Source organism: uncultured Ruminobacter sp. (assembly GCA_902764345.1).
Lineage (GTDB): Bacteria > Pseudomonadota > Gammaproteobacteria > Enterobacterales > Succinivibrionaceae > Ruminobacter.
Map to the genome: position 1 here is coordinate 1 of CACWVT010000025.1, position 12,482 is coordinate 12,482.

At 43.7% G+C, this 12,482-nt stretch carries 13 protein-coding genes; 4 read left to right on the forward strand and 9 right to left on the reverse strand.

All coding sequences use genetic code 11. The annotated features are described in order from the left end of the window. Positions 1-94: 94 nt before the first annotated feature. From QZU58_RS10200 to QZU58_RS05860, 5 genes are all read right to left on the reverse strand, one after another. Positions 95-184 (reverse strand): IS3 family transposase, encoded by a 90-nt coding sequence (locus QZU58_RS10200; RefSeq protein WP_363174822.1) that lies wholly within the window; start codon positions 182-184, stop codon positions 95-97. A 66-nt stretch (positions 185-250) separates the two neighbouring features. Then, positions 251-739: a YajQ family cyclic di-GMP-binding protein gene (locus QZU58_RS05845; RefSeq protein WP_294459688.1), complete on the reverse strand. Its 489-nt coding sequence runs from the start codon at positions 737-739 to the stop codon at positions 251-253. Between the two features lie 114 nt (positions 740-853). After that, the gene (dxs, locus tag QZU58_RS05850; protein WP_294459723.1) at positions 854-2,749 is read right to left on the reverse strand and encodes a 1-deoxy-D-xylulose-5-phosphate synthase; all 1,896 of its coding nucleotides are present in this window, start codon (positions 2,747-2,749) and stop codon (positions 854-856) included. Next, the gene (gene ispA, locus QZU58_RS05855) at positions 2,742-3,632 is read right to left on the reverse strand and encodes a (2E,6E)-farnesyl diphosphate synthase (RefSeq protein WP_294459686.1); all 891 of its coding nucleotides are present in this window, start codon (positions 3,630-3,632) and stop codon (positions 2,742-2,744) included. Before ispA ends, dxs begins: the two co-directional genes overlap by 8 nt. A 77-nt stretch (positions 3,633-3,709) precedes the next feature. Further along, a complete protein-coding gene (locus QZU58_RS05860) occupies positions 3,710-3,961 on the reverse strand; it encodes an exodeoxyribonuclease VII small subunit (protein WP_294459684.1) in 252 nt (83 codons plus the stop codon). A 245-nt stretch (positions 3,962-4,206) separates the two neighbouring features. Here QZU58_RS05860 and QZU58_RS05865 point away from each other — a divergent pair, with 245 nt between their 5' ends. Next, the gene (locus QZU58_RS05865) at positions 4,207-5,082 is read left to right on the forward strand and encodes a 2-dehydropantoate 2-reductase (RefSeq protein WP_294459682.1); all 876 of its coding nucleotides are present in this window, start codon (positions 4,207-4,209) and stop codon (positions 5,080-5,082) included. A gap of 13 nt (positions 5,083-5,095) precedes the next feature. Beyond that, positions 5,096-5,665: a DJ-1 family glyoxalase III gene (locus QZU58_RS05870; protein ID WP_294495668.1), complete on the forward strand. Its 570-nt coding sequence runs from the start codon at positions 5,096-5,098 to the stop codon at positions 5,663-5,665. A gap of 81 nt (positions 5,666-5,746) precedes the next feature. On the opposite strand, the gene thiI is transcribed toward QZU58_RS05870, so the two are convergent. Together thiI and QZU58_RS05880 are read right to left on the reverse strand one after the other, a co-directional pair. Further along, positions 5,747-7,237, reverse strand: coding sequence for a tRNA uracil 4-sulfurtransferase ThiI (gene thiI / locus QZU58_RS05875; protein WP_294495669.1), 1,491 nt, complete (start codon positions 7,235-7,237; stop codon positions 5,747-5,749). 107 nt (positions 7,238-7,344) lie between these two features. Next, the gene (locus QZU58_RS05880) at positions 7,345-7,974 is read right to left on the reverse strand and encodes a peptidylprolyl isomerase (RefSeq protein ID WP_294495670.1); all 630 of its coding nucleotides are present in this window, start codon (positions 7,972-7,974) and stop codon (positions 7,345-7,347) included. A 481-nt stretch (positions 7,975-8,455) separates the two neighbouring features. Between QZU58_RS05880 and QZU58_RS05885 the strand changes: the two genes are divergently transcribed. Continuing rightward, a complete protein-coding gene (locus QZU58_RS05885) occupies positions 8,456-10,402 on the forward strand; it encodes an ABC transporter ATP-binding protein (RefSeq protein WP_294495671.1) in 1,947 nt (648 codons plus the stop codon). Positions 10,403-10,420: 18 nt separating this feature from the next. Next, positions 10,421-11,278, forward strand: a complete 858-nt coding sequence (rlmJ, locus tag QZU58_RS05890) for a 23S rRNA (adenine(2030)-N(6))-methyltransferase RlmJ (protein ID WP_294459670.1) — start codon at positions 10,421-10,423, stop codon at positions 11,276-11,278. A 96-nt stretch (positions 11,279-11,374) separates the two neighbouring features. Here the strand turns inward: rlmJ and QZU58_RS05895 are convergent, their stop codons facing one another. Continuing rightward, a complete protein-coding gene (locus tag QZU58_RS05895; protein ID WP_294459667.1) occupies positions 11,375-11,821 on the reverse strand; it encodes a type IV pilin protein in 447 nt (148 codons plus the stop codon). A gap of 18 nt (positions 11,822-11,839) precedes the next feature. Continuing rightward, positions 11,840-12,475 (reverse strand): hypothetical protein, encoded by a 636-nt coding sequence (locus tag QZU58_RS05900; RefSeq protein WP_294459664.1) that lies wholly within the window; start codon positions 12,473-12,475, stop codon positions 11,840-11,842. Between the last annotated feature and the right edge of the window lie 7 nt (positions 12,476-12,482).

The window sequence follows — 12,482 nt, forward strand, 5'->3', positions numbered from 1 at the left end:
ATAAAGAGAATTTTTTAAAAACATGGGAATAAATGTGATATTTAATGGTTTTATGATGAGATTCGCCCTAGTTATAAACTAGGGCGTGCGGAGTTTAGGGTCGAATCCTAACTTCACAAGGAGTTCGACCTTTTAATTTATCCGGGATTCTTTGAGTGTCGTAATACTCAATATATACTTCCATATTTTTCTGTATCGGCAACAGGCATTCCCATCCGCCGACTCATCGGGAAACATGAATCGTCCGAATTTAATCCCTGAAATTATTAAACTGGAACGGCTGACCGAGCTCGGCATTACGCACCAGAGCAATAACCTCCTGCAGATCATCTCTCTTCTTTCCGGTCACACGTACTGTCTCACCCTGAATCTGTGCTGTTACCTTAATCTTGGAATCTTTAATAAGCTTAACAACCTTCTTGGCCATTGTCTGATCGATTCCACTCTTGAGCTTTACAAGCTCATTGCATCTTTTTCCTGACGGTTCAGGATCCTGAAAATCCAGTGATGCAGGATCAATGTTACGCTTAGACATCTTGTCACGAAGAATATCGTTCATCTGCTTAATCTGGAAATCGGCATCCGCAGCCAGCTTAATCTGCTTATCCTTTTCCACAAGGGTAAAAGAGGCATCAACACCTCTGAAATCAAAACGATTGGTAATTTCACGATTAGCATTGTCAACGGCATTCTGAACCTCATTCATCTGCAGTTCAGAAACAATGTCAAAAGAAGGCATAAACACTCCACTTATATAACAGAAGGAATCGTGCGATACGATTCCCAACTCAAAACAAAAACAAAGGGACGCTCAATATCATGTCTCACGGAACCACCCCGGTCCGACGAACATTCATGAACGATTCAGAACCTTTTCATAACCCTTAAGAAAATCTTCACCCTTTTTAATGACTGAATCCCCATCCATTCCGCACTGTTCATAAATTTCGGCAGGTGACGCCTGATCAATGAACTCATCAGGTATACCAACGTTCAGTACCGGGCATATCAGATAATGTTTGCTGATGATTCGGGACACCTCCTCTCCGGCGCCTCCCTGAACCACGCCGTCCTCAAGGGTCACAATAACACTATGCGAACCTGCCATTCTGACGATCAGGTCCTCATCCATAGGTTTAACAAACCTCATATCCACTACGGAATACTCTTTACCGGAATCATTAACGGCTCTCAGGACATCGTGAACAAGAGGCCCCCACACGATGAAGCATATGTCCTTTCCTTCCTTCAGAACACACCCCTTCCCTATCTCGACCGTAACATCGGTAATTTCATTATCGGTAATTCCCTTACCTCTAGGGTAACGGACTGCGGCTGGATGTCCATATGAAAGTGCCGTATTAAGCATCTTCCACTGCATTCCCAGGGAACTCGGGGTCATAAGTATCATGTTCGGAACCGAACGGATAAAAGAAATATCAAAAACCCCCTGATGGGTAGGACCGTCAGGCCCTACAACTCCCGCACGGTCGATAGCCACCACGACCGGCACGTCCTGTATGGCAAGATCATGAATTATCTGATCATATGCTCTCTGAAGGAATGTTGAATATACGCATACCACAGGAAGCATTCCGCCCACAGCAAGGCCGCTGGAAAGCAGCAGAGCATGCTGCTCCGCTATGGCCACGTCAAAATAGCGGGATGAGTATTTCCTTGAAAAAGGCACCATGCCAGAACCGGAACACATGGCCGGAGTTATCCCCAGCACCTTTTCATTGTGCTCTGCGGCATACATAAGCCAGTTTCCAAAATTCTCATCGAAGGTATTGCGTTTTTTCTCTGAGGTCTCAACACCAACGGGAACTTCAAACTTTGGAACTCCGTGATAGGCAGTAGGATTCTCTTCTGCCGGCTGATACCCTTTACCCTTGATGGTACCAATGTGCAGAATTCTCGGGCCTTTAATCTGTTTAAGGTTCTGAAGTACGGCAACAAGTGTTTCGATGTCATGTCCGTCTATCGGGCCGACGTAATTAAATCCGAATTCCTCGAACAGGGTTCCCGGAAGCATCATGCCCTTCAGATGTTCATGGGTTCTTATTGCAAACTCTTTAATCTTGGGCAGGGAAGACAATGTCTTTCTGCCTTTTTTCAGTATGTTGTTGAATGAAGGAGAACTCAGCCACATGGCAAGATGCTTTGACAGACTGCCCACACTTTCAGATATGCTCATCTCATTGTCATTTAGAATGATGAGTATATCCTCGTTAAGATCTCCCGCATGATTCATAGCCTCAAAAGCAACCCCGCCGGTCAGGGCTCCGTCACCGATTACCGCAACAACCTTTTTGTTGTTTTTCTGCATGCGGTTTGCTATGGCAAGCCCCAGAGCCTCACTGATGGATGTACTGGCATGTCCTGTGGAAAACACGTCATATTCGCTTTCACTTCTCCACAGAAAAGGGTGTAACCCGTCCTTCTGACGAATGGTCTGGAGTCTGTCTCTGCGACCGGTCAGAATCTTATGCGGATACGCCTGATGCCCCACATCCCAGATAAGCTGATCATGCGGGGTATCAAAGACATAGTGCAGGGCTATTGTAAGTTCAACAGCCCCGAGACCTGAGGCAAAGTGTCCGCTGGTCTTGCTCACGGTACTGATTAAAAAATCCCTCAGCTCTGCGGCAAGTGGCGTCAGCTTGCTCACAGGTAACTTTTTCAAATCCTGTGGCGAATCGATCTTACTTAACAGAGGATACTGCTCATTACTCATCTGATTAGTGATCCCTTTCAACTATGTACATGGCAAAATCACGCAACACCGAAGTGTCATAAGGAAGAGGCTTAAGAGCGTCTACCGCAGTTACAGCCAGTGATTTTGCATATTCCTTTGCCTTATCAAGCCCCATAAGTTTAGGGTATGTGCTCTTGTTTGAATCGATGTCTGATCCCTGAGGCTTGCCAAGGGTCTCGGTATCGGAAATAATGTCAAGAACATCGTCCCATACCTGAAAAGCCAGCCCTATGCAGTGGGAATATGTGCGAAACGCCTTTCTGGTGTTATCGTCTATGTTATGAGTACACAGCAGACCGAGATCAACGGCGCTCTCAATAAGCGCACCGGTCTTGTACTGATGAACCGTTTCAAGCTCCTTCTGGGAAACCTGTCTGTTCTCAGCCTCAATATCCAGTTCCTGACCGCCGCACATTCCCTGGTACCCGCTTCCCACGGCAAGAACCCTTAACATTTCAAGCTGATTGGAAATCATTGACTGACCAAAGTCGGCACGTGCAAGGATCTCAAAGGCGAAGGCCTGAAGAGCATCACCAGAAAGAACTCCTGTTGCTTCGCCGTACTTCTTGTGCACGGTAGGGTGACCGCGTCTAAGGTCATCATCATCCATTGCGGGTAAATCATCATGTATCAGTGAATACGCATGCACGCATTCAATAGCAACGGCAGGTGCGTCAGCAACACTTAAATCTGCGCCGACAGCCTTTGCCGTGGCGTATACAAGAAACGGACGAACCCTCTTGCCGCCAAGCAGGGTTCCGTAACTCATTGCTTCCTTTAATTTCGGTGCGACGACAGGCAGATTATCAATGGCCTGCTTTAATCTATCATTAACCCTGTTCTGATATTCAGTTAAAACTTCCTTTAAAGTCATATCATTTACCCGTCATGTACACATATCCGCTCATGAGAATACTTCATGTATTTTGCGGTTTTTATGAATAATCCAGTCTATATTCCCGCATCAAAGTCGGAAATGACATCATCACCAGTTTTCGAACCATCAGCAAGTGACTGACTGTCCGTTAAAATCTTTACCTTGCCCTCTGCTTCCTTGAGTGCCTTTTCACAGCCCTTAATGAGCCCCACTCCCTGCTCAAACAGACTTAAGTGTTCTGACAGCGGCAGATTTCCGGACTCCATCTTCTTTACAAGACTTTCAATCTGTTCAAGCATCTGCTCCAGAGTCTGAGGATTTTCCATAACTTCATTCCTGCCGATCAACACAAAATATTTACTAAAAGGAAGCAAGCGTCCTATAATGCAATCCTTAAGAAAGGATGATTATAACACGGTATCAATATTCATGCGAATACATCAGATAAATGTGTTACATCCGCAGGATTATTCACAGCCCGCCCAGCACAGACATGAAAGCAATCAGATACCACGGAACTTACCGAAAAACAGACAGCCGAGCAGAGTTGAAGACATCTCACGGGAAACCCGTGGCCTGTATTATCGGAGCCGGAAGCATCGGCCAGCTCACTGCGGAATTACTGAGACGCAGAGGACTGTTTAAAACCTGTTTTATCGACACCAGAATTAAAAAACCCAAAAGAGTGGCCTGTACCTGCTCATCAATTAACGGTCGAAGCTCATATCGCTGTGCCAAAGGAGTTTACCCTGAATCTTTTGTCAGGTATGCCGATCTGCTGATTATTACAGTAAAGGCCTTCTCAGTCGCCAAAATCATCAGGGACATTGCCCCGCATCTCAAACACGACACCCCCGTTGTTCTCATGGTTAACGGTTTTGGAGCTCAAGAGGAACTGAAAAAGCTCACTCATGAAAACAGGCTGTACCTTGCCTCAACCTCAAACGGGGCTACACACAAAAAATACAGCGTTGTGGAAAAAGGACTGGGAACGACCTACATCGGGCCGTTGAAACATGCTAAGGAAATCAGCGTTATAAAATACTTTACCAAAAGCATGCCGTCCGGAACGTACACCGCATCCATCTATGACGAACTGCTCAGAAAACTGGCTGTCAATGCCGTAATAAATCCGGTGACAGCCATTCGAAACTGCGTTAATGCCGAAATTCTGAATGATCCCGACATCATAAGAGAAATCATAACAGAAATTTCCCCCATACTGCGTCATCTCGGACTGAATGATTCTCCTGACAGTTTAATGCACCGAGTTGAAACCGTTGCGGCAAACACCGGAGCAAACTACTCATCAATGCAACAGGACTATTATTACGGCCGATTATCAGAAATTGATTATATTTTGGGTATTTTAATCAAAAAGGCCAGAATTTATGGTATAAAAACTCCATGCATAGATAAACTTTATCAGCAACTGAAAAACATGTAGATAAGGAGTTCCCATGACATCAGCACTTGTTATTATGGCTAACGGGGCGGAGGATATCGAAACAATTTCCGTTACCGACATTCTGAGCAGAGGCGGTATTAAGGTTACCGTTGCAGCTGTTTCCGACACTTCAACAGAAATAAAAACCGCTCATGGTCTTACGGTAAAAGCCGACATTCTCCTTAAAGATGCCGCAGACAATTATGATGTAGTTGTGGTACCTGGAGGATACGACGGTTCCATGAACTGCAGAAAATCGGAACTTGTCGGAAATATTCTGAATACCCAAAAAGAGCGCGGAGCCCTCATAGCCGCCATATGCGCTGCGCCGGGCTTTGTGCTGGCACATCACGGCATTCTTGATAAGAACACTGTTGCTACCGGATACCCGGGAACAACCAAAGACATTCCCGTAACCTCAGACAAGGATGTAGTCATCGACCCAGTAAATAAAATCATTACTGCTCAGGGGCCTGCATTCGCTGCCAAATTTGGTCTGGCGATTCTTGCCGTGCTCAAGGACGTGGAAACAGCCAGGAAAGTGGCTAAAGGGATGCTCTATCCGCCGGAATCAGTTATTTAACGAACGCATTTTATGCACATAGTCAAAGGGGAGCTCTTCGCTCCCCTTCTTTTGCGGTTTTATCACCTGTTTTAAAATATTCTACAGGGCACAGCAACTCTGCTGCTTTTCTCTCTGACGGTAAACCTTTACATTCTGGAATCCCTGATCCTTAAGATACATGGCCTGCATCTTACTCATTACGCCTTTCTCACAGTACAAAAGATATGTTTTGGTCTGATCTAGATCCTTAAATACTGAAGAAATCTTAAAGAAAGGAATGGTAAGATGCGGTTTATCAGTAATGAGAGGTTTGGCATCAATCTCATCCTGAGCCCTGATATCAACAACCACCTCATTGCTTGCGGCATAATCGGTTATTTCCACGTCTCCGCCGATCATTTCCTTTGTATCTTCAGGAATATCCCTTATATCCATCCATTTGGACGCTTCAGCAAGCTCTTCAACAAGAGACATGTCAATCTTGCTTTCTTCGGATTCCACAAAATTTATGTCTGCCTTTACGGTAGGACGATCGGAAATAACGCCACAGTATTCAGGCATGGTTTCGGCAAAATGAATGGTGCCTATATCTCTTGCCTTATCGATAATATCCTGCTTGTCGGTTACAGCCAGAGGTCTCAGTATGAGGGTATCTGTAACCCTGTCAATAACAGACAGATTTGTCAGTGTCTGGCTGGACACCTGCCCTACGCTCTCACCGGTTACGAGTGCCCCGGCACCAAGCTTTTTGGCAATGATTGAAGCTATGCGCATCATCATGCGCTTTAAAATCACACCTCTCACACTGTGATCGGTCTTGGTAAGAATCTCTCCCACCATTTTCTCAAAAGGAACGCTGATAAAACGAACCTTGTGTGATGAAGAATATTTGTCCCAGATATAATAGCTTTCCTGCTTAACTCCAATCTCGTGGGCATTTCCGCCCATGTTAAAGAAGAGATAGTGTACACGACAGCCGCGTCTGATGAACATATAAGAGGATACACCTGAGTCAAATCCTCCGGATATGAGACTCAAAACCTCTTCCTGAGTTGACAGGGGATAACCACCCATACCCTGATAAACTGATGTTATGAGGAACATTCTGTTATTGTCAATCTCAAGATTGATTACCATATCAGGATTTTTGAGTTTAACACCTCTTGAACTGAAATTCTGATTGAGACCGCCACCAACGTATTTTTCCACATCAATGGACTTAAAGTCCTGATTCCCCTTTCTCTTAACGCGTACACAGAAAGTCTTATCCTGAATTTTAGAACCGTAAACAGCAGCAACCTTTTCGTAAATGTCATGCATTGACTCATACTCGAACTCTTCTGATTCGAGAATTGCATGAATTCCGGGAATACGGCACAGAAACTCCGCAATTTCCTCAGGAGTTTTGGTGCATGGACATTCTTCATCAAGACGCACTACCAGCTTGTCCCAGCAGTCCTGTATTTTTACCTTGACGGATACCCTGTTGAGAACGTTTCTGATATTTCTCTGCAGGACCTTGGACATTTCCTGTCTTACGGATTTACTTTTAACGATTATTTCAGGGAAAAACTTAATAATGTATTTCATAAAAAGGCGTGTATCGTATGTATGCAGTAAAAACAAGGACACAAATATCTTGTGTCCCATTCAAATCTTTAGACTAGACGAATAATTCCGACTGTTCAGTCAGGTGGTTACTCATGATCGTGATGATGTCTGCAGCAGCATTCATGATCATGATCATGATCATGATCATCATCGTCATGATGATGTCTGCCACAGCATTCATGATCTTCATCATGATGATGCTTTCCGCAGCATTCGTGTCCGTCTTCGTGATCATGTCCATGACAGCAGCCGTGAGCACCGTGTACATGACCATGTTCTATCTCTGAATCAGTTGCCTGCCTTACGTCTATAATATCCACAAGGAACTTCAGCGTCATGCCGGCAAGAGGATGATTACCGTCAACAACAACGGTATTACCCTTAATTTCCTTAACAACTATAGGCTTCTTTCCCATATCGGTATCAGCAAGGAAGCTGTCACCGACATTAAGTTCCATGCCCTCGAACATATTGATGTCGATTTCCTGAATCAGTTCAGGATGTCTGATGCCATAAGCACGATCAGGCTGCACCAATACGTCAACCCTGTCGCCTTTTTCCTTTCCCATAAGAGCATCTTCAAGCCCCGGAACAATGTTGGAATGACCGATAAGAACTTCCATGGCATCCTGACCATTGGTTGTGTCAAGAACCTGTCCGTTTTCATCAGTAACGATATAGTCAATTGACACTACAGTATTAGAGGTAATTTTCATAAATGAATAATCTCAGTAAAATCATCTAACAAATTAAACAAACCCAGCTGATTATATCATATCGGTCAGTATAAATACGTTAAGTTCATGCTTTTAATTTTAAGAACCTGTGCAAATTATTTGTTTTCAAATGAAAAATTACATTCTGTTTTGCAATTAGCACTTATTTTTCAGGTTTCTTATGTTTTCTCGTTGTATAGATACATACATGTGCAATGCCTTACAGCATTTCTTAATCGCCCTCAGGAAAGACAGAATCATCTTCTATGGACAGTACCGGAAATATATATTAAACTCACTGAGAATATTTAACGAACGCTGAAATTCAGAACAAGTTCGTCTGACTCATTATTTCAGCACCCGCAGGCCTCAGTGTATTCCGGCGCATACGGCGCTTTTTATCAGATGACGTAAACATCTGAGATCACGACTACGGCACGATCAGCAAAAGCTTATCACAAAATAACATTAAACAGACATCATGATCTATATTAACAATCTGGAAATAATGCGTGGCACCACGACACTGCTTCAGGAAGCCACGGCTACCATATATCCGCATAAAAGGGTTGGACTTGTAGGCCGTAACGGATGCGGTAAATCAACACTGTTTGCGGCAATCAAAGGCGAACTTGCACCTGAAAACGGGGAAATCATCGTTCCAAGCGGATGGGTTATCAGTTCCGTTGCTCAGGAGACCCCGGGACTTGACCGGAGTGCCGTTGACTACGTAATGGATGGTGATAAAAAATACCGCAGCCTTCAGCGTAAGATGCAGGATGCCGAAGAAAAACACAATGGAATGGCTATTGCGGAAATCCACTCCGAACTCGAAAACATCGGAGCATATACAATAAAAAGCCGTGCTGAAACACTGCTGACAGGTCTTGGATTCAGCCGTGAAGAATATACAAAGCCTGTTAAGAACTTTTCCGGCGGATGGCGAATGAGACTTAATCTGGCTCAGGCTCTGCTCTGCCCTTCAGATCTCCTTCTTCTCGATGAGCCCACAAACCATCTTGATCTTGATACCGTAATCTGGCTCGAGGACTGGCTTAAAAATTATCAGGGGACACTGATAATCATCTCTCACGACAGAGACTTTCTGGACAATATCTGTACCCATATCATTCATATGGAAAATCAGAAACTGAACATGTATACCGGAAATTTCTCCGGTTTCGAGGAAGAGCGTGCACAGAAAATAAAGCTGCAGCAGGCTCTTTATGAAAAGCAGCAGGCGCAGCTTTCTCACCTTCAGGCTTTTGTGGATAAATTCAGATACAAGGCAACAAAGGCCAAACAGGCCCAAAGCCGTCTCAAGGCAATGGAAAAAATGGAAAGAATAGTGCTTGCTCACTACGATTCACCATTTTCCTTTGAATTCCGAGACAGTCTAGAACTGCCTCAGACTCTGGTTCGCATGGAAAAACTTAATGCCGGATATCCGGATAAAACCGTGCTCACGGATGTAAAAATCAATCTTGTTCCAGGATCAAGAATAGGTCTTCTTGGACGTAATGGTGCCGGTAAGTCAACCTTTATAAAAACAATTGCCGGAATCCTGCCACCTCTCGGAGGAACTGTCGAAATAGCAAAAGGAATAAGGGTTGGATACTTTGCCCAGCATCAGTTGGAATATCTGGATGATGAAGGAACCCCTTTATCACACCTTACACGCCTTGCCGAAAATCACAAGGAACTGGAGCTAAGATCCTTCCTGGGAGGCTTCGGATTCAGCGGAGACAAGGCATTAGACAGGGTTCGCCACTTCAGCGGTGGTGAAAAGGCACGTCTTGTACTCGCTCTAATTGTATGGCAGAGACCAAACCTCCTGCTTCTTGACGAACCTACAAACCACCTTGACCTGAACATGAGAGAGGCAATAATACTGGCCCTGTCTGATTTTAAGGGAGCCCTAATTGTTGTGTCTCACGACAGGCATCTGCTAAAAACAACCACAAATGAATTCTACCTTGTAAGCGAGGGAAGAGTTTCACAGTTCAACGGAGATCTAGATGATTACCACGACTATCTGATTGAGCTTGATAAAAAATCCGAACAGCTAAGAAAAGAGCAAACGAAGTCTCAGAATGAACTAAAGACCAATCAAAAGACATCATTTAAATCAAAAGAACAGAAAAAGCTTGAGGCTGAATTCAGAGAAAAGCTCCGCCCGCTGAAAAAGGAAATTGAAAATCTGGACAAAAAAATGACTCAGCTTACCTCTGAAAAGGAACAGCTGGAAAAAAGACTTGCAGACGAAAATCTATACAGCGCTGAACATAAAGAAGAACTTCAGCAGATTCTGCTTAAGCAGAGTCAGGTCACATCCGAGCTTGAGGAAGCAGAAATGATGTGGATGGAAAAAAGCGAGTTACTGGAACAACAGACCAATGAATTTAATAAATCTCAGAACATGGATTAAACCAACAGGAAATATAATATGCTGAGCTACAGACACGGCTTTCACGCCGGAAACCACGCCGACGTACTGAAACACATGGTTTTATGTCTTATCCTGCGACATCTTAAGGCCAAAGGCAAACCATTAAGTTACATTGATACTCACTCCGGTGCCGGTGCATATTCACTTCAGAGTGCATGGAGTCAGCAGACATCTGAATATAAGAACGGCGTTGAAAAGATACTGAACAACCGGATTCTAATGGATGCCGTACCGGAATACTACAGAATCATAGACACGGTTAACGAAGGGGAAACATCTCTGAAATACTACCCGGGTTCTCCGATGTTTACGGCTCAGATTCTTGACGAGTCCGACAATGCTCATTTTATGGAGCTTCATCCGACGGAATACGACAACCTGAAATACAACCTCCACCACTACGCATACTGCCATGTTCATCATCGTGATGCGGAAGAAGGACTGCTGGCATTACTGCCACCGGCAATCCGTCGCGGGCTGATTTTTATAGATCCGTCATATGAACTTGAAAATGATTACAAAAACACAGTAAACATGGTCAAAAAGGCCCATCTCAAGTTTTCACAGGGGATTTATGCCATATGGTACCCTCTCCTCGGTAAAGCAGGAGACAGAAGCTATGAACTGGTGCGAAATCTCACCAAGCTCAATATTAAGAGAACCATACGTGCAGAATTCACTGTATGTGCACAAGATTCCATTATGGGAATGCACGGTTCGGGAATGATAATCTGTAACGCGCCGTATAATCTTATGGATGATCTTAAGAAGATTCTACCGGAAATAACCAAATCACTGGCTCTGGACGAAACGGCAAAATTCAAACTTGAAATGCTTACTGCCGATGACTGCTAACTAATGTAAAACGGAACATTAAATATAGCAGACTTACAACCACATAAAAAAGGCCCTGAAAACTCAGAGCCTTATTTGTCGATTAAATTCCAGACTTTACCAGCAGTGATACTCGTCAGCTACATTATGGTATGCAGCAACGGACGAAGCTGAAAACTTTCTTCCTAAACTATTGATGCCCAATGCGTGACAATTAGTCTCGTCACGAGTCTGTGACCCTGTAGCAACTACAGAAATATCGTACCTATTTGCCTGAATCCCGGAACCATCAAAAACGTAGTACTGAGAGACATTAGACGGAAGAATATTCACATTATTATTCCCTGTGTCAGTCAAGCAGTTTAAGTAAGTATTATTTAGCGAGAAACAGTTCTCAAGTGCACTCGCCAACTTTACAAGTTCCTGCTGAGCGTCAGATCTTCTTGCCTGTACTATATAATTTCTGTATGAAGGAACTGCAATTGCAGAAAGAATACCAATTATTGCAATTGTTATAAGCAACTCTATCAAGGTAAAACCTTTCTTTGATTTTGAATACATCATAAACACAACCCAAAAAAATTAAAGCAACGAAACTGAAACTCTCACAACTGTCTGGTAAATAGCTGCCGAGGAGGAATTGGCCACACCATCGACACCTAAAGCAGTAATCCTAAAGTAATGTTCCTCGATATCTGAATTATTACCTGGACCCGGTAATCTCTTCATCAGTTCGACATAGTAGATCGTATTACCGTCATTCAGTACAACACACCTATTCCTATTAGCATCATCAACATTAACACACCCACTATCCCAGGCATTATCCACTCTATACCAAGGAGTTTTACTTGAAATAACGTTAACACCATCTTGCAGAGGCTTAAGGCCATTAAAAAATTCGCTAACGTCAGATAGAGAACCATTTATGTAAACAGAAGTAGGATCTATAGATATTCCATTAGGATTATCCAAACCTAACGCTCGTCTTTCATCCTGCCCAATGGCATCCGGCCTACTTAAAACAGCTAAGAAATTAATTGCTCTGTTAGCACCGGATATAGCATTATTAGCACCAACAACCCTACCATAATTAGAATTGTCTCCTCTCTGCGTTTTTGCCGTTATCCCAGCTAATGACAGTGCGATTATTCCAACAATTACCGTAATCATCAGTGCTACAACAAGAGCCACACCCTTCTGATTCTTTATATACATATCAGAA